17 protein-coding genes and 1 pseudogene are annotated in these 18,967 nt (G+C 42.2%); 3 read left to right on the forward strand and 15 right to left on the reverse strand.

Annotated elements, in window-relative coordinates; translation table 11 throughout:
• Window positions 1–198 precede the first annotated feature (198 nt).
• The 4 genes from D8872_RS05350 to D8872_RS05365 all read right to left on the reverse strand — a co-directional run bounded on the left by D8872_RS05350 (window position 199) and on the right by D8872_RS05365 (window position 4,360).
• Window positions 199–768 (reverse strand): hypothetical protein, encoded by a 570-nt coding sequence (locus D8872_RS05350; RefSeq protein ID WP_125390226.1) that lies wholly within the window; start codon window positions 766–768, stop codon window positions 199–201.
• A gap of 29 nt (window positions 769–797) precedes the next feature.
• Entirely contained in the window at window positions 798–1,208 is a 411-nt protein-coding gene (locus tag D8872_RS05355) for a peptide deformylase (protein ID WP_125390227.1), read from the reverse strand.
• An 80-nt stretch (window positions 1,209–1,288) separates the two neighbouring features.
• Window positions 1,289–2,188, reverse strand: a complete 900-nt coding sequence (gene scrK / locus D8872_RS05360; RefSeq protein ID WP_125390228.1) for a fructokinase ScrK — start codon at window positions 2,186–2,188, stop codon at window positions 1,289–1,291.
• Window positions 2,189–2,347: 159 nt separating this feature from the next.
• Window positions 2,348–4,360: a sucrose-specific PTS transporter subunit IIBC gene (locus D8872_RS05365; RefSeq protein WP_125390229.1), complete on the reverse strand. Its 2,013-nt coding sequence runs from the start codon at window positions 4,358–4,360 to the stop codon at window positions 2,348–2,350.
• A 199-nt stretch (window positions 4,361–4,559) separates the two neighbouring features.
• Here D8872_RS05365 and D8872_RS05375 point away from each other — a divergent pair, with 199 nt between their 5' ends.
• Together D8872_RS05375 and D8872_RS05380 are read left to right on the forward strand one after the other, a co-directional pair.
• On the forward strand, window positions 4,560–6,014 hold the full coding sequence (locus tag D8872_RS05375) for a sucrose-6-phosphate hydrolase (protein WP_125390230.1): 1,455 nt from the start codon (window positions 4,560–4,562) through the stop codon (window positions 6,012–6,014).
• Entirely contained in the window at window positions 5,995–6,960 is a 966-nt protein-coding gene (locus tag D8872_RS05380; RefSeq protein ID WP_048764853.1) for a LacI family DNA-binding transcriptional regulator, read from the forward strand. The genes D8872_RS05375 and D8872_RS05380 overlap by 20 nt, the downstream gene beginning before the upstream one ends.
• 277 nt (window positions 6,961–7,237) lie before the next feature.
• On the opposite strand, the gene D8872_RS05390 is transcribed toward D8872_RS05380, so the two are convergent.
• The 11 genes and pseudogenes from D8872_RS05390 to D8872_RS05435 all read right to left on the reverse strand — a co-directional run bounded on the left by D8872_RS05390 (window position 7,238) and on the right by D8872_RS05435 (window position 17,910).
• Window positions 7,238–11,056, reverse strand: a complete 3,819-nt coding sequence (locus D8872_RS05390) for a pullulanase (RefSeq protein ID WP_125390231.1) — start codon at window positions 11,054–11,056, stop codon at window positions 7,238–7,240.
• A 394-nt stretch (window positions 11,057–11,450) separates the two neighbouring features.
• On the reverse strand, window positions 11,451–11,657 hold the full coding sequence (locus D8872_RS11010) for a hypothetical protein (protein ID WP_048764457.1): 207 nt from the start codon (window positions 11,655–11,657) through the stop codon (window positions 11,451–11,453).
• A 47-nt stretch (window positions 11,658–11,704) separates the two neighbouring features.
• Window positions 11,705–11,920: a hypothetical protein gene (locus D8872_RS11015; protein WP_048764458.1), complete on the reverse strand. Its 216-nt coding sequence runs from the start codon at window positions 11,918–11,920 to the stop codon at window positions 11,705–11,707.
• 225 nt (window positions 11,921–12,145) lie between these two features.
• A complete protein-coding gene (locus D8872_RS05405) occupies window positions 12,146–12,682 on the reverse strand; it encodes a GNAT family N-acetyltransferase (protein WP_048764461.1) in 537 nt (178 codons plus the stop codon).
• A 28-nt stretch (window positions 12,683–12,710) separates the two neighbouring features.
• On the reverse strand, window positions 12,711–12,797 hold the full coding sequence (locus D8872_RS11190) for a CD1845 family protein (RefSeq protein WP_221760745.1): 87 nt from the start codon (window positions 12,795–12,797) through the stop codon (window positions 12,711–12,713).
• Window positions 12,798–12,955: 158 nt separating this feature from the next.
• Window positions 12,956–13,249, reverse strand: a pseudogene (locus D8872_RS05410) (transposase); the annotation flags it as partial.
• Between the two features lie 654 nt (window positions 13,250–13,903).
• A complete protein-coding gene (gene nusB, locus D8872_RS05415; protein WP_048764465.1) occupies window positions 13,904–14,341 on the reverse strand; it encodes a transcription antitermination factor NusB in 438 nt (145 codons plus the stop codon).
• A complete protein-coding gene (locus tag D8872_RS05420) occupies window positions 14,334–14,723 on the reverse strand; it encodes an Asp23/Gls24 family envelope stress response protein (RefSeq protein ID WP_045500744.1) in 390 nt (129 codons plus the stop codon). Before D8872_RS05420 ends, nusB begins: the two co-directional genes overlap by 8 nt.
• A 30-nt stretch (window positions 14,724–14,753) precedes the next feature.
• Entirely contained in the window at window positions 14,754–15,314 is a 561-nt protein-coding gene (gene efp, locus D8872_RS05425) for an elongation factor P (RefSeq protein ID WP_005591786.1), read from the reverse strand.
• A gap of 61 nt (window positions 15,315–15,375) precedes the next feature.
• Window positions 15,376–16,437: a M24 family metallopeptidase gene (locus D8872_RS05430; protein ID WP_048764469.1), complete on the reverse strand. Its 1,062-nt coding sequence runs from the start codon at window positions 16,435–16,437 to the stop codon at window positions 15,376–15,378.
• A gap of 66 nt (window positions 16,438–16,503) precedes the next feature.
• Entirely contained in the window at window positions 16,504–17,910 is a 1,407-nt protein-coding gene (locus D8872_RS05435) for a Cof-type HAD-IIB family hydrolase (protein ID WP_125390233.1), read from the reverse strand.
• Window positions 17,911–17,976: 66 nt separating this feature from the next.
• Here D8872_RS05435 and D8872_RS05440 point away from each other — a divergent pair, with 66 nt between their 5' ends.
• Complete coding sequence (locus tag D8872_RS05440) at window positions 17,977–18,939, forward strand: asparaginase (protein WP_048764472.1); 963 nt, start codon at window positions 17,977–17,979, stop codon at window positions 18,937–18,939.
• The last annotated feature ends 28 nt before the right edge of the window (window positions 18,940–18,967 follow it).

The following is an 18,967-nucleotide window of genomic DNA, read 5'->3' on the forward strand; positions in this document are numbered from 1 at the left end:
TTTTCATGAGAACTATTTTACCACATGAAAAGCAGATGTCAAGAAAAAGTTTCTATGAGAACTATTTTTAAGAAAAAAAATAAACTGGAACCAAGAGTCCCAGTTCTACCAATCCAAAGGCTTTTTAATCTTAATATTTTTAACCGAAACAATAGTAGCAAATCCCTACTCTATAATAATCTTCCTCGTCATTCATTTCTATGGAAAGAGCCATTTGATATGAGGAGCAAGTTGAGAAATTTCTTGATGAAGTTCATTGAAGCTAGTATTTTTCACATCTGCCAAGTCTAAAAAGACAGCACTCTCCTCTTGATTTTTAGGATAGAAATATAAAATTCGACTGGTCGGTTCGGAAGATGTCATCCTAGGTCGAGATATATCGTATTCAATTTGCTCAATCTCCTGCCACAAGAAGTACTTCTCTCTTTTAGCAGATAAACCTCTCAGCCTTATTCCCATCTCATCCATCTCTAAAATCGGTGGTTTATGATTCGAAATATAGCCTAGAACGATCATAAAAATAGCGGTTATGCCCATTCCCCAATAGAGCGAATTGAGCATATTGTTGCTTTCTTCAGTAGTCTGCCTGCTTCTTTGGTCTTCTTTGCTGGTAGGACTCCTATGAACCAGTTGATTAGCACTATTTTGACTTGTTGACTCAAGAGAAGCCTGATCCATAGATACAAAAGCCATGATAAAAAAGATAGCAAAGAGTAAGAGAAAGCCTATGGCATAAAATGTTGCTCCATCGCGCTGGTATACTTTCATTCTATTCCTATCCTTTCCAGGTACATTTCCTATATGAGAATTCCTTCCAAATGATCCAATTCGTGCTGGCAGATTTGCGCTGGAAAATCCTCTAACGTGATGGTCTTCTTTAGCCAATTCTGATCCAGATATTCGACCGTGATTTTCTGGTAACGAATGGTTGACAGACTGCCTGTCAAGGACAGACAGCCTTCTTCCGTTTCATAAGCTCCTGATTTCTGAATGAGAACTGGATTAAACATGACCATGGGCAACATACCATACATAAAAATAATCACCCGCTTTTGGAAACCAATCATATTGGCAGCAAGACCGACACAAGACTCTCTATGCGCCAATAAGGTATCCTGCAAATCCTGAGCCAAAAATAGATCAGCTTTCGTGGCAGGGACTGATTTTTGCTGTAAAAAGAAAGGATCTTTCACAATTGCTTTTTGCATATTTCACCTCAAATGGAAGAGGCTGGATTCCCTATCTCAGCCTCCTTAGTTTATTTGAAAACTCTCAACGCCTTGTTTACTTATTTTGCATAGCGTTCGCTAATATCTTTTGCGAGGACAAAATTTCCTAGTGTAGCTGAGCCATTTCCTGCGATAGCCGGTGTGACAATGTAGTCACGCACATCTGGCACTGGCAGGTAACCATTGAGCAGGACTGTGAATTTCTCACGAACACGGTCCAGCATGTGCTGTTGCGCCATCACACCACCACCAAAGACAATGACATCTGGACGGAAGGTCACCGTTGCTTGAATAGCTGCCTGCGCAATATAGTAAGCCTGAATATCCCAGACAGAGTTATTGAGCTCGATATTTTCACCACGCACACCCGTCCGCGCTTCTAAGCTAGGACCAGCTGCTAAGCCTTCCAAACAGCCCTTGTGGAAAGGACAAACGCCATTAAAGCCTTTTTCCACATCCATTGGGTGCTGAGCTACATAATAGTGTCCCATCTCTGGATGGCCTGTACCCCCAACAAATTCACCACGTTGGATAGCACCAGCGCCAATCCCTGTTCCAATCGTATAATAAACCAGATTTTCAACGCGACCACCAGCATTGTTACGGGCTACAACTTCACCATAAGCTGAGCTGTTGACATCTGTCGTAAAGTAGATTGGCACATTCAACGCACGACGAAGCGCTCCCACGATATCTACATTGGCCCAATGTGGTTTTGGAGTTGTCGTAATGTAGCCATATGTTTTTGAATTAGGGTCAATATCAATTGGACCGAAAGAGCCGACTGCCAGACCTGCTAAATTGTCAAAACGAGAGAAAAACTCAATCGTTTTATCTAACGTTTCAATCGGCGTGGTCGTAGGAAACTGTGTTTTTTCTACAACATTAAAATTTTCATCGCCCACAGCACAGATAAATTTGGTTCCACCGGCTTCTAAACTTCCGTACAATTTTGTCATTTCAAACACCTCTTGTATTCTTTATACTCCATTATAGCATATTTCCCTATTGGAAATGGCTCTATATTTTAGATTTTCCTCTGTAAATCTTAGCACTCAAGTAAAAAACGAACAAACATAAGTTGTTCGTTTTCCTTTGTTGACTTTCTCTAGCTAAGATTAAGCTTTCACTTCAATAATCGCATCGCCTTTAGCAACAGTTCCTTCTGCTACTGGAGTCACAGAAGCGTAGTCAGCTGTGTTAGTCACGATAACCATAGTCGTGTCATCCAGACCAGCTGCTGCGATTTTAGCTGAATCAAAAGTTCCAATAATATCGCCAGCTTTGACTTTAGAACCTTGAGAAACTTTTTGATCAAATCCTTCGCCATTCATAGACACTGTGTCAATACCAACGTGGATCAGGATTTCAGCACCATTAGCTGTCTTCAAACCATAAGCATGGCCTGTCGCAAAAGCAATTATCACTTCTGCATCAGCTGGGGCGTAAACGACACCTTCAGTTGGTTTAATCGCAATTCCTTGACCCATAGCTCCGCTTGAGAAAACAGGATCATTTACATCGCTCAAAGCTACTGCACTACCAACGATTGGAGAAATGATTGTTTCATCTTGGAGAGCCGCTGGAACATTACCAGTTGTTTCTTCTTCGACAAGTTTTTCAGTTTCAGCTTTTTCTTCAGCAGTTTCTTCGTCTTTGTATCCGAACATATAAGTCAGAACAAAACTCAAACCAGTTGTCAGAACAACCATAAAGATATATTGCAACAATTGACCATTCAGGTAAAGGAGTGTACCTGGAATAATTGTGATACCGAAACTTGTACCTGCAAGCCCCATAATAGAAGCTAACCAACCACCAACAGCACCAGCACCCAGTCCAATTACAAACGGTTTAACGAAGCGCAAGTTAACCCCGAAGATAGCTGGCTCAGTAATACCCAATCCTGCAGAAAGTGCTGCTGGGAATGCAAGAGCCTTGAGTTTTTTAGATTTTGTCTTCACAGCTACAGCCAAAGTCGCACCAGCCTGAGCTGTCATAGCAGCAGTGATAATCGCATTAAATGGATCTTTCCCAGTCTGAGATACCAATTGAGATTCCAGTAAGTTGAAGATGTGATGAACACCAGTTACGACAATCAGTTGATGTACTGCACCAATAATCAAACCAGCAAGACCAAACGGAAGGCTAAGAAGGAACTCTGTACCATTCAAAACATATGACTCAACAATGTGGAAGACTGGACCAATCACAAAGAGTCCCAAAATAGACATTACAAGAAAAGTAAGGAATGGAACAAGAAGAAGGTCCAAGACATCTGGAATTTTCTTGTGCAGCCATTTTTCAAATTTCGCACCAAACAAACCTACAAAGAAGGCAGGAAGCACCGAGTTTTGGTAGCCAACCACCGGAATAAAACCAAAGAAGTAAATTGGATGAGCTTTTGTTGCTGTAACTTCGCTAGCAAATTTTAGACTTCCAAGAACATCCATATTAGCAATCTTGTCTAAAATATCCTTAGAAGGATCAACAGCAAATTTAGTAGCCTGACCAGCTACATCCCAAGCATTTGGAAGTGCTGAGTTAACCATCATTAGACCAAGAACCAAACCAATGATGGGGTTCCCGCCAAAGACTCTAAAAGCTGACCAGCAAATCAAAGCTGGGAAGAAAGCGAAGGCTGTATCAGTTAATACTACTGTATAAGTATAGAAGTCAGTCGATTTGAAAGCATCCGCTGTGGTACCAAATAAAGATAAAACTTGATCCTGAGCAATTGCTCCACGAACTCCCATGAAAAGACCTGTCGCAACAATAGCTGGGAGAATTGGTACAAATACGTCACCGAATGTACGGATGGCGCGTTGGAACCAATTCCCTTGCTTAGCAGCTTCAGCTTTCATGTCATCTTTTGATGAAGTTGGCAAGCCAAGTGCTACAACTTCGTCATAAATCTTATTAACCGTACCAGTACCAAAAATGATTTGATATTGGCCTGAGTTAAAGAAAGCTCCCTGAACTTTTTCTAGATTCTCGACAGTATTTTTGTCGATCTTTCCTTCATCTTTAACCATGACGCGCAGACGAGTCGCACAGTGGGCTACACTGTTAACGTTCTCACGTCCACCCAAGGCTTCGATGACCTTTTTTGCAATTTCAGTATTGTTCATTTGCAAAAATCTCCTTATAAAAATATTGTAAAACTTTTTGAAAGCGATTTTATCACCTTTACGAATATTATTTTACCATGATTCAGAGATATGTCAAGCGTTTTGCAGAAAAAATATTTTTTTACTGTTAAATGTTGATTTTTCAGCAGAAAACGTTTACTATAGTAATAAGAAATAATATGATTCGGAGGACAAAAGATTGGCTTGGACGACTGAAAAACGCTACAAACGCTATGAAGACTGGACTCAGGAAGAGGTGCAGCAGATCAAAGAAAACATCGCTAAATCTCCTTGGCGGGCCAGCTATCATGTGGAGCCTCAGACAGGTCTGCTCAATGACCCCAATGGTTTTTCTTATTTTGATGGCAAGTGGGTGGTTTTCTACCAAAACTTTCCTTTCGGGGCAGCCCACGGTCTTAAATGCTGGGTTCAATTAGAAAGTGATGACCTAGTTCACTTCACTGAAACCGGCCTTCAGGTGCTGCCAGATACTGCTTTGGACAGCCACGGCGCCTACTCAGGCTCTGCCATGCAGTTCGGTGACAATCTCTTTCTCTTCTACACCGGCAATGTTCGTGATGAGAATTGGGTGCGTCATCCTTATCAAATCGGTGCCTTGCTAGATAAATCAGGCAAGCTCGAAAAAATCGACAAGGTCTTGATTGAGCAGCCTGCTGAAGCGACCGACCACTTCCGCGATCCCCAGATTTTCAACTACAAAGGACAATTCTATGCTATCGTTGGAGGACAAAATCTAGACAAGCAAGGTTATGTTAAGCTTTACAAGGCTGTTGATAATGACTATACCAAGTGGGAAGTCGTCGGCGATTTAGACTTCGCCAATGACAAGACAGCCTATATGATGGAGTGTCCTAATCTAGTCTTTATCAACGACCAACCAGTCCTGCTCTATTGCCCTCAAGGTTTGTCTAAGGACGTGCTGGATTATGGCAACATTTATCCAAACATGTATAAAATGGGTCAATCGTTTGACATAAGTAACGCTGCTTTGATTAATCCTAGCCCTATCCAAAATCTGGACTACGGTTTCGACTGCTACGCGACCCAAGCTTTTAACGCGCCTGACGGCCGTGCACTAGCTGTCAGCTGGCTAGGCTTGCCGGATGTGGAATACCCATCTGACCGCTTCGACCATCAAGGAGCCTTCTCCCTCGTCAAGGAATTAACCCTGAAAGACGGCAAGCTCTACCAGTACCCAGTGCCTGCTATCAAGAATTTGCGAGCAGAGGAACAACCTTTCGCTGCTTTGGTAGAAAGCAAGAATAGCTACGAACTAGAGTTGAATCTCGCTGCAGACGCCGAACACGAAATCATTCTCTTTGCGGACAAGGATAGCAAGGGCCTACGCATCAATTTCGACCTCAAGGCAGGTCAAGTGACTGTTGACCGCAGTCAAGCGGGTGAGCCATTCGCTCTGGACTTTGGAACCAGCCGAAGCTGTAATATTGACAAAGAAGCAACTAGTGCTACTATCTTCATCGATAAATCAATTTTTGAAATTTTCATCAATAAAGGAGAGAAAGTATTTTCCGGTCGTGTCTTCCCGAGAGAAGACCAGACAGGCATTGCCATTACCAAAGGCAATCCAACCGGTACTTACTATGAATTAGATTATGGTCGCAAAGCTAACTGATGTAGCAAAACTAGCAGGAGTCAGCCCCACAACTGTTTCCCGCGTCATCAACAGAAAAGGCTACTTATCCGACAAAACGATTTCTAAGGTTGAAGCAGCCATGCGAGAATTGGCCTACAAGCCTAACAATCTGGCGCGTAGCCTCCAAGGAAAATCAGCCAAGCTGATTGGACTCATTTTCCCTAATATCAGCAATGTCTTTTATGCAGAATTAATTGACAAGCTGGAGCATGAGCTCTTTAAACAAGGCTATAAAACTATCATCTGCAATAGTGAGCATGACTCAGACAAGGAGCGTGAATACCTTGAGATGCTCGAGGCCAATCAGGTGGATGGTATCATCTCCGGCAGTCACAATCTAGGCATCGAAGACTATAATCGCGTAACTGCTCCTATCATTTCCTTTGACCGTAACCTTTCACCAGATATTCCAGTTGTCTCCTCAGACAACTATGGCGGTGGAGTGCTGGCTGCTCAGACCTTGGTCAAGGCTGGCGCTCAAAATATCATCATGATTACTGGTAATGACAACTCCAATTCCCCAACTGGGCTGCGCCATGCTGGCTTCGCCTCTGTTCTACCAGACGCTCCAATCATCAATGTCTCTAGCGATTATTCTCCCATCCGCAAGGAAATGGAAATCAAGCATATTTTAACCCATGAAAAGCCAGACGCCATCTTTGCTTCAGATGATTTGACAGCCATTCTAGTGATGAAAGTCGCTCAGGAGCTGGACATCCAGATTCCTAAAGATTTAAAAGTCATCGGCTACGATGGAACTTATTTTGTCGAAAATTATTATCCTCAACTAGCGACTATTAAACAGCCACTGAAGGAGATTGCCAAACTTCTTGTTGATTTACTGCTACAAAAGATTGACAAGCAAGAAGTCACAACGACCGGCTACTTCCTGCCTGTGAACCTCTTGCCTGGCAAGAGTGTGTAATTTTCATTCAATCCCTACTAAATAAGAAAATACGACTTCCAAAATGGAAGTCGTATTTTTATCTATCACGGCTGAGAAACATGGATTTCTACAACTGCTGAGTTTGGGACAAAAGTCCTGGCCTCTCAATTGTCTTTGGAATGTCGAGCAAGACGCAGTGATTGAGTGGGCTCTACTACGCTGATCTCATCAGCTTTTACAGCCCTACTCAACTGTGCGGAGGTGGGACGACGAAATCGAATTCTAACGAATTACCGATTTCTGTCCCACTCTCACTTTATTGCTTCTTTCTAAAAGCGAGCAAGCCAGCCAAGAAGGCAAGAGAAGCACCTAAAATCGCCAGCAGAGAAGTTTCTGTGCCCGTTTTCGGCAAGACTTTTTCTGTCGAAGCAGTCTCAGTAGGACTTACTTTGTCCTGCTGTTGCTTTGCGGCAAGTGGTTTTTGACTCTCTGACGATGGAGATGTAGATGGAACTTGAACAAGCTTATTCGATAAGCTAGGGCTTGGGCTTTGTTCTTTTTGAAGCTCCTTAACGCTACCTTGAGACGGATTTTGCTGGATATCTTTACTTGTATCTTGAGGCTTTTCTTCTTGAGCTGGACTCGCCTTTTTAATCCGCAAAATTGTCGCTGTCAGCGGAGCTAGAGTCAAGCCATTGCTGCTTCTAGTGACACCTGCTGGATTTGAAATAGCTGAAACGCCTGCGCTATTGCCATCAGCCACAACCTCTGCACCTGCTAGATGTTTGTAGGTTTCACCAAAGTTGAAATTTCGCTCCTTTTTGTCTGCATTGACAAAGACTGCATAAATATCGCCATTCGAAGCAACCACTTGGTAGCCAAGGACAAGGTCTTCTTTCTCAACGCCATCCTTGCCAGGCTGGGTGATGAGGGTCACATTTTGATCCACTTCTGCTTTGGAACTGCGAGTGAAGGCGTCCGTTGATTTCCGCAGACTAATCAAGCCTTTCATATAAGCACGGCTCTTGGCATTTTCAGGGAATTTCTCCGAATCAGTCGCCTTGGTCCAATCAAAATGATTGACCGCGTCGCTTGAATCATAAGAATCATGAATGAAATACGGGTATTCAAACGGCGTGCCATCCTCATTGGTCAACAAATGCGCTTTGTTTGGAACCTTGTCTTCTGAGACAGGATATTTATAGGCAGGATCACGGAATTGCTTGGTCCGGCCGTACTCTTGACCAGAGTGGATAAATGGTGTCCCTTGCGAAGTCAGAATCATCAGATTTCCCAGACGTAGGCGACGATGAATCTCTTGATAATTGGCAGCCACTGCCGGATCTTTCTTGATCGACTGGGCAATGATATCAAAGAGCGTCAGATTATCATGGGCTGCGATGTATTGGATCACATCCCCTGGGCTATCCGCCTCAAAATTGGTTGGTTGCGCCTTGATATTTTTGAAGACATTATCCACACTGCGTTTGCCACCGGTGATAAAGGCTGGTGTTCCTTCATTTGGATAACCTGATTTCAAGGTATTGCGAATATCATCTGAGAAGACCGCTACCGTGTCTGTTGACTTCATCCAAGATTGGTCAGCAGGCTGGACAGCTTTATTTTCATCACCTGCATAAGTCTTCCAGCCCTCACCCAGCATAATGAGATTTGGATTGAGCTTTTTAGCTTCTTCAAAGGCTTTTTGAATGGACTCAGCATCGTGGTCTCCCATCATATCAAAGCGGAAGCCATCTACCTTGTACTGCTCTGTCAGGTACTTGATTGAATCCACCAAGACCCGTCTGCTCATATAGTGAGTAGTACCCAAGCGGCCGCCACCAAAGCTTGATCTCGGTGTACCATCCGCATCCATAAAGTGGTAGTAATTGGGCTCCAAATCTTCAAAGATTGAGGTCTTGGCCGTATGATTATAGACCACATCCAGGATAACGCCCATGCCACGCTTGTGAATTTCATTGACAAGGTTTTTAAATTCCTCAATGCGCTTGGCTGGATCTGTCGGTGCACTGGAGTACATACCTGTCAGCGAGAAGTAGTTTTGCGGGTCATAGCCCCAGTTATAGTTGCTGTTGCTAGAAGCGTACTTGTCCATGCGCTCAGCATTTTTCAGCTCATTTACAAAATAATAACTCAAAACGGGCAAGAGCTGAACGTGGGTCACTCCTAAGTCTTTCAAATAATCTAATTTCTCAATGAAAGCTGAGAAGGTTCCAAATTGAGATTTCAAATCCTTTGAGATAGCTGGATCAGAGGTGAAATCACGAACGTGCGCCTCATAAATCAAGGCATCTTCTCGCTTCTTAAAGTTCGGAATAGTAGCATAGGTCAGGTCTTTCGGTCCATATTCACTTGGATCTACAAAGGCTGCCTTGGCAATCTTGTAGGCATCCCCCTTGTCCGCATCGTCACTGTTCCAAGCAGCTAAAGACTTGGCATAAGGATCCAGCACAAGAACCTTTTTGCCACCGCGAGTAATTTCATAATGATAGAAATACCCTCGATAGTCAGAAATCCCCAGACCGCTCTCAGGGGTCAAGCTGCCAGTCCATGTGCCAGATTCACCTTTTTCCATAGCCAGGCGACCAATGACCTTGTTCTGATCCTCTTTGTCATAGACTACCAATTCAACTTGGTCGGCACTTGGAGACCAGAAGGTTACATCCACTTGTTTGCCCGCTTGAGAAACACGCGCTCCCAAATCACCATCATACTTATAGATACTATCCTTCAGCTGCCAGTTCATGCTGGTTTTGAATTGATCGTTGCCATATTTGATAAGGTAAGGTGACTGAGCTTGATTAAAATCACCGATTAACTTTGCGCTTTTATTCTTAGAGTCCAGAACCACATCTTTAACAGTGACTTCTCCGCCATCTTTGTTGGTAATTTTTAGGTTTTTCAGAATGTCTTCTTTTTTAGCGTTTTCTAAGGTAGAGAAGGTCGCCTCAATCTCTGTCAAGCTAACATGCTGGGCTCCTGTCATACGAATATCATTGACAAAGTATGGGTTGGTATAAACCGTTGGATCCGCATCACGCAAGAAAATCTGGCTAGTCTTACCCAAATTTGCAAAATTATAATCCTGTTTTTGAATCTTCACATCATCTCCTGACTTGCTTTCATCTAAAAGCAGGAAACCAACCATCTTTGCAGCCTCTTTCAGAGGAACATCTACGTAGCGACCGTATTTTCCAGTCTTTTCAAAGTCCACGCCATCAGGCCAATTTTGACCTGGATTTTGCACATCTCCCCAGAGCCAAAGGGATTTCTTATCATACTGACCATCTGTACGATAATAATTGATGCGAAGCATTCCTTCTTTCAAGGGCTCGGAGGTATGAGGATTATAGTCTTTGTCAAACCAAACTTCATTCATCTGAGGGCTGAGCAGCTCAACCGTCTTATCACCCGTAATGTTTTGACCTGCTGTATTGTTGATTAAGAGACTAACCTTGCTTCTTTTCTCTGCCATCTTGACATCAAGGTAATAGCCATAATCATCTTTTTTAGCTGTCGCAAAACTGGTCGCACCAGTCGGCCAGCCTCCCTTTTTACCAGAAGGCGTTTCAACATCATCCCAAGTCCATAAACCTAAGCTATCCAGATTCTCGGATGGTAGATTTTTGAAATGGAAACGCATATGGCCATCTGCGATAGCATCCTTGGTCGATGTCTCTGACTGATCAGTTGACGCTGGCTTTTCTTTCTCGTCAGATGCAGCTGTTTCCTTGACTTCTTTCCCAGCTGCTTCTGGAGTCGCACTAGAGTCTGCCCCCTCTGTCGGCTGAGCAGCTTGATTTACTACTGCCTCAGGCTGGGCGCTTTTCTCGATATTGCCTTTTTGTTCGCTTTCTTTTTGCGCTGAACTATCCACTTCCTCGGCTTTTGCTTCATCTGCTGGCTTAGGCAAAGCTTCTGAATTAGCAGCTGATACTGTTTCCGTTGCTGGGCTAGTCGTAGCCTTTGTCTCATCCGCTTTGACTAACTGGGCACCTCCAAAGAGAAAGCCAGACGCAATCACGACAGATGCTACTCCGACTTTTAAGCGACGAATCCCGAAATAATGACGCTTTTCACTGGTCCGAGACTGTAGATGATAGTTTCTTTTCATAAATAAAAAAACTCCTTTATTTTTTCCTATAGAAAATACGCATGCAAACGTTTTCTGTATTTATTATACAGATTCTCTATCGAAATGTAAAGGTTTTCATAGATCATTTTTTTATTTCAAAGCTTTATGTATGATTTCAGATTCCTTTCATACGAAATCCACCACCTCTCTCTTTGTTGTTTAAGATGATGAAACTAAAAATTTCTTTAGGCTCATCAAAAAAGCATTTCTTCCGTAAATCTTTTCTTTAAAGGGCTTTTTTAATACAGTCCAATCCCTGATTACTTTTTGATCTCATAATCACTACCGCTTCCCTTAGGTATCGCCTGCATTCAATAGCACTGTTCGTTTTTTTAGAAAGATAAAGTTTTCCCAAATTCTAAAGGAAATCAAACTAATCTACATAGAAAAATCTTCTATAAATTCGCGCAATCGTTAAAATTATGATTAAAAGTATAGCTATTATAGACAATACTATTTTCCCAAAACTGACTTCCGAACGGATTATAAAAATGTGAAAGAGAGGTGCCAATCCTACACCTATAGCAATTAGATAACTAGCAAAGTTTATGGCACCAAGCCCTGCAAAAAAATGTTTCATTTTAAATACCTAACTTTCATTTTATAGTGACTCTCTCTAAATCAGTTTCATTGCTTACTTCTCACCTTTTCAAAGAAATTTGATAGTAAATATACTCCACTGAAGGCAATTACTATGTCAATTGGTAAGAAATAGTAATCCCATATAAAATGAGACAAAATCAATGATAGAAATAAAATACAATCAATATAACTATTCTTAAAATGTTCTGCGATTTTATGATATAGAAATGCAATAATAACTGAAATCAAAACAATCGTCATGCTTATCCTCCTGTAATCTGCAAATAATCCTTGTATTCACCTGCTCTAAGCTATTCCTCTTCTTGGAATTTTTCAAGTACCTTAAAGCTCTTAATAATACAATCTATTAGATACTCCATTGGGGCGATCTCATATTCAAACATAATAAATGCAACACTGACCGTTATTAGCATTATCTTTAAGATAGTCATTAAGCACCGCTCTATTGCAATTCCAACTTCTAATTCAATCTATTCTTTTTTCAAACCGAAACATTCCGTCTGGAAATTGCTCATCAAATTCCTTAACATCCGCTTCTGGCTCATTTGGGTCAGGATGAAATTTATTAAAAAATTCAACAATATGAAACCCACATCTATTTACATAAAAATGTATATTACGCTGCTCAAAGTATGGTGTCATAGTCTCCCAAATTTTGACTTCTGGATGTAACTTTTCAATTTGACACCAAGCAGCATATCCAACTCCCTTACCGTGAGCATCTGGGGAAACGAATAGCAGGTCTAAACTTCCTTTTTCTCCATCAACTTTAATTACAGCACCGCCAACTTTTTTCTCTTCAAGAATAATACGATAAGCCTTTCCGTGGTCAATGGACTGTTCGATGGTCTCTCGTGAAATGATTTGACCATCTTCTTCAAAGTGGTTATCTCTACACCCAAACTCCTCCAAAGCCCCGTAGTTAAAAGCTTCCTGATTATCCAAAATAAACAGCTCTCGGTCATCTTCTTCCATCAAACATAACTGTATATCTTTTTCCATTTCAACACATCTACAATCTCTAATTTGTCTACACCGCTTTAATCTTCTCATTTATCAATTCAATAAAAGCGATCACAGTCGCTCCTATCATCGGAAGACCATCAGGACTAAATATATATTCTACCTATTATACCATTCTTATTACTTTATTTTATTATTTCTTACAAGCTTTTAGATAATTGTAGATACATTCTATAATTTTGTGTAAACGCTCAAGTAGAGTTACGAAGTGTTATCAAATAAGCTTTCAAGGGTGTCAGAACATTTCCAAGTATCATCGCGACGTCCATAAGCGGGGATCAAAGCTGGACTAAAGTTCCCATTACGATCTCTTGGAATGCTTAACTGAACAGTCCCATATTTGGTTTCAAATTTCCGTGAATAGGTTCCGTTACGACTATTTCCAGTATGATAGCCTACTTTATCGTAAGGCTCATCCCCTAAAAAGGCTGATAACTCCGCTTGAAGCAGATCATTCATGGCTGTTTCAAGAGAAGAACGGCAACATTCATCAATATCTTGCTGTTGGGCTAGGAAGTTAAGTAGTTCTGTGGTAAACTGAGTCATAGAAATAAATCTCTTTCTAGTAATGTTTCGCAACTCTACTATAACGGATTTATTCCTTTTTTGTGTTTACACAACTTATTTTACACTACCACTATACAAAAACAGACAGGAATTTTTTCAACATTATCAAGTTTACCAGCAATTTAAATTTTCCCGTATAGCCCTATTCAAATAGGTATTAAATCCAAAGATTCCCCTCAAAAACTCTCTTCTAAAGAATTGCTCTTTAGGCGATTTTCTATTATCTCTTTCTTTTCTTGCTTAGACTGACTAGACGATTCCTCACCTCTAAAAAACCTAGTAAAAATCGTAAGAAACGAAAGCGATTTATCCTATAAACAGAGATGAAAAGAGCGTCCTAGGTCTATATTGCCATGAATCTATAGGAAAAGTAAACAGCCAAGACCTAGATTCCTATGAATTTATAGGAAAAGTGAACAGCCGAGACCTAGATTGTCATGAATCTATAGGAAAAGTGACCAACCGAGACCTAGATTACCACGAATCTATAGGAAAAGTAACCGGCCGAGGCCTAGATTGTCATGATTCTATAGGAAAAAGGACCAGCCGAGACCTAGGTTGCTATAATGGAAAATTTTTAAGCATTATCAGCGACTACAACTATCAAAAACCAAAAAAGCTGAGACAATCGTCTCAGTCTTTTTCTTCTGTTATAAATTGGCTTAAAATACCATTGATAAACTTACTTGATTTTTCATCAGAGAATTGCTTGGAAAGTTCAATGGCTTCATTGACCGCTACTCGCTCAGGAGTATCAAACTCTGTGATTTCAAAGATGCCTAATCGCAGGATATTCTTTTCCACCAAGGTCAGACGCTCAACTGTCCAACCTGCTTTCAAGTGCTGGGCGATTTTCTTATCTAACTCTTCCTTGGACTGGGATACTCCTGTGACCAAGTTGAGTAGAAAAGCTGGGATATTGACCTCAGCATCTGTCAGCTCTTCGCCCTTATCATAGGTATAGGCAAAGCGACAAGACTCAATGGCATCCCCTTCATACTCTAGGCTCATCAAAGCCTGAAACGCCCGCTGGCGTAGCTCTCTTCTAGATTCTAACAAAACATCAGTCATTGAGGAAATCCTCATCAAACAGATCTTTCAAATCTGGTTTTGGTGATTTTTCTGGAACAATACCTGCCACATGGATATTGACAGCAGACAGCTCTACTTCAGCCATATCGTTCACAGCACTTTTGACCGCCTTTTGGATCGCAACTGCAACTGTTGGCACACTAATACCGTACTCCAGATAGAGGTAGATATCAACTGATATGTCGCCACTTTCATCCGTATGCAGCGCAACACCGCGTCCAAGCGTACGCATAGAAAGGCTATCTGACATGCTTTTATTTGCAAAAGAATGAACGCCCTCTACCTTAGCCGTAGCAATGGCAATAATTTTTTCCAAGACTCGTGGCGCAATAACGATTTCGCCTAATTGTTCGTTTGCCATAAGAATTCCTTTCTATATGAAAGATTGAAATTACGCACGAGAAACGTAAGTTCCTTCTGCTGTATTGATGACCAATTTTTGTCCAACTTCGATGAAGTCTGGTACGTTGACAACAAGACCTGTTTCAAGAGTTGCTGGTTTACCAGAACCTGTTACAGTAGCACCTTTGATAGATGGTTGTGTTTCTGTTACCACCAATTCAACAGTTGTAGGTACTGTTACACCGATCACTTCTGATCCGTAGAATTGGATTTTCACGTCTGAGTTTTCAAGGATGTATTTCAATTCTTCCTCTACATTAACGACTGGAATTTCGTATTGATCGTAAGTCTCAGTATTCATGAAATACGCAGTACCATCCATTTGGTACAAGTATTGTGCTGGTACTGTTTCGATGATAGCTTGCTCAAATTTTTCTTCTGGACGGTAGCTAGTCTCAAATGTAGAACCAGTACGAACATCACGCAATTTCATACGCATAATAGTATTTCCCTTACCTGGTTTGTGGTGACTTGCTTCCAAGACACGGATCAATTTACCATCAGCAGTTTCAAAAGTCATTCCAGCTTTCAGCTTGCTTGCTTCAATCATTTGTTTTTTACCTCTTTAATAAATAATTTACTCTTTATTCTACCATAAAGCTTGATAATTCTCAAATCACAATCAATTCTTTTGGAGCAAGGGTCAAGACCTCACAACCAGTCTCTGTAATCAGAAGGTCATCTTCGATGCGAACGCCGTATTTGCCATCCAGATAGATACCCGGTTCATCCGTCAGGACCATGCCAGCCTTGATCGGCTCTTCTGACTTACCAAAGTAAGGAATCTCATGGATATCCAGCCCAATTCCGTGGCCAATTCCGTGGCTAAAGTAAGGACCATAGCCTGCGTCGTTGATAATTTGACGAGGAATCCGGTCAAAATCAATACAGCTGAGTCCAGCTTTAGCCGCTTCTATCAGGGCTTGATTGCTGCGCAGGACAATGTCATAAATCTCCCGCTCTTCATCCGTCACCTGCCCCACATGAACAGTCCGTGTCATATCGCTGACATAGTGGTTATAATAGCAGCCAAAATCCATGGTCAGGGTCTCACCATTTTGGATAACCTTGTCACTAGCCACACCGTGCGGCATAGCAGAGCGGTAACCCGAAGCGATGATGAAGTCAAAAGAGGCACCTGAAGCACCTAGCTGCCGCATACGGGCATCTAAAAAGTTCATAACAGCCAGCTCTGTCGTCTCACCAGGCTTGATAAAATCCAGCACATCTAGGAAAGCTTGATCCGAAATCTGACAGGCCTTGCGAATGGTCGCGATTTCTTGCTCATCTTTAATCATGCGCAGATTTTCGATAAAACCTGTCATCGGCACCAACTCATGACCAGCAAACACACTTTCCAGCATCTTGAAGTAAGCATAGGAAATCTCATCATCAAAACCGATTTTCGCCAACTGATCGTCTGCAATGATATTAGCAATTTCACCAACCGCATCCCGCGTTTCAACAATATCAAAGCCTTCAACCACGCCCTTGGCAATCAAGGTATAGCGAGAATCCGTCAAGAAAATCCGTCGTGATTTGCTGATGAAAACTGTCGCTTCTGTGCCACTAAAACCAGTCAGATAGTAAATATTTTTCAGATTGGTTACTAGGACAGCATCGCATTCTGTCTGAGCCAAGGCTGCTTCAAATTTTTCAACTCTTGATAACATGAGAAAACCTCCGTAAAATAATTCGATTGAGTATCGTAAAATAAAAATTCTGCTGATGAAGAGTCACTACTCTTCGTCTTTTGTTTCTTTTTGCGTCTTTTCCACATTACGCTGATAGGCCTGAATCTGTCGTTCCAACTCCCGTTCGATCGCTGGTTCTGGCGCATATTTTTCTTCCCAGTCATCTGGTTTGAGGATTTTATGGGTCACTGGATCAAAATGCGCTTTTCCATCTGGGAAAATTTTCCCTATATTGGCCTGATGGACAATATCGAAAATCCGCTCAGGATCAACTCCCATCAAGACAAAGCTACCGTAAGTAAAGTAGAGCGTATCGATCAGAGCATCCACTTGACCAACTAAGGAGATTTCTGCCTTGCTCTTGCTACGAACCTTGGCAGCAGCCTTATCTAAAGCCTCGTGCATTCTGGACATCGACTGGTCAAATTCTTCCTCTGAAGAGCTGGCAGCTCTGAGAAATTCAACCAACTCTTCCAACTTGAAGTCAGCACGGTGCCGAGCTTCCTCTGGTGTCCAAGCAATGGGTTCTTCCTGCGTAGACTCATCCATAACACTATGGAAGGTCTTGACCTTATTGAAGTGGTGATCGCGAGACACAAAGACTTTCTCACTCGCTAAAATACCAAAATGTTCTAGTGCCCGATGAATCCCGTCCTGACTATTGCTGCTAGTCGTATGCTTGGCTACTTCTTTGACAGAGCTGGTGCCATTTCCCATAGCAATAGACAAGCCAACTCCCGACAGCATTTCCAAGTCATTGTCAGAGTCGCCGAAGGCCATGACCTGATGAATATCAAAGCCATACTCTTGACCGACTAGACGAATCCCCTCCAGCTTGGACATCCCTTGATTGATGATGTCCACTGCATAAGGACTCGAACGAGTAAATTTTAAATGGGGGAAATCTACTTCAATCTTTGCACTCTCAGCCGGATCCGCCAAAATCAGCACCTGAAAAATGGGCTCTTGAATCAATTTCAACAGGTCTTCTTCATGCTGAGGCAGGGCCTTACTTACAATCTTGTTAAAACCATGGCTCACCGTCCGAGTCATCTTTCTAGGAATAAACTGGGTAGCCCACTGTGAAAAAGAACTCATACCAAAGGTCATAATTTTTGAACCTTGCATAGCCTGTTCTGTTCCCAAGGAAATCTCTTTCCGGTGCTCCTTGGCATAAGTAATCAGATCACGCAGGCTCTGCTTATCAATCGGTGTGGCAGAAATAACCCTGTCCTTTGAAAAAATATACTGACCATTGTAGGTGACAGCAAAGTCTAAATCCAGCTTATCCATAAAAGGCTTGACAAAGAAAGGGCCCCGACCTGTTGCTAAACCGACCAAAATCCCCTGTTCCTGCAAACTCTTAATGGCAGCTTCTGTCGATTTCAAGACGGTTCGACTGTCATTAATCAAGGTTCCATCTATATCAAAAAAGACGGCTTTTATTTCCATTGATTTTCTCATTCTTTCCTTTTATGATACAATAAATTATAACACAATTCACGGAGAAGCTCATCTATGAATAAGCAAATTTTAGTTTTACATACGGGTGGAACCATTTCCATGCAGGCTGACGGAAGTGGTGCCGTCAATAGTAGCCAAGACAATCCCATGAACCATGTGGCTGTTCCTTTAGATGGTATTGAAGTGACGGTGGTTGATTTCTTCAACGTTCCCAGTCCTCACATCACTCCCAAGCACATGCTCGACCTCTACCAAAAAATCAAAGCTGACGCTGACCAATACGACGGTGTGGTCATTACCCACGGAACCGATACTCTAGAGGAAACGGCCTACTTCCTTGATACCATGGACCTGCCTGACATCCCTGTCGTTTTGACCGGAGCTATGAGAAGTTCAAATGAACTCGGCAGTGACGGAGTTTATAACTACCTGACTGCTTTACGGGTAGCCAGTGACGAGAAGAGTCGAGGCAAGGGCGTTCTCGTCGTTATGAATGATGAAGTGCATGCTGCCAAATATGTCACTAAAACCCACACCACCAACGTCAGCACCTTTCAAACTCCGACGCACGGCCCTTTAGGCCTGGTCATGAAACAGGAAATCCTCTATTTCAAAACAGCAGAGCCTCGCGTCCGCTTTGATCTGACTAGCATTTCGGGACTGGTACCCATCATTCCAGCCTATGCCGGTATGAAAACAGAACTGCTTGATATGCTGGATTGGCAAAAGCTAGACGGTCTCATCATCGAAGCCTTTGGCGCAGGCAATCTGCCAAAAGAAACTGCGGAAACATTAACAGAGATGGCAGAAGCTGGTCTCCCCATCGCTCTCGTTTCACGTTGTTTCAACGGCATTGCTGAGCCTGTCTACGCCTACGAAGGTGGCGGTGTCAAGCTACACCAAGCCGGAATCATGTTTGTCAAAGAGCTCAATGCACCAAAGGCTCGCATCAAGTTGCTGATTGCCCTCAATGTCGGCCTAAGTGGTCAAGCATTAAGAGACTATATAGAAGGATAAAAAACCAAGCTTGTCTACTCGCTTGCTA

The sequence above is a fragment of the Streptococcus cristatus genome (assembly GCF_003943815.1).
GTDB lineage: Bacteria > Bacillota > Bacilli > Lactobacillales > Streptococcaceae > Streptococcus > Streptococcus cristatus_F.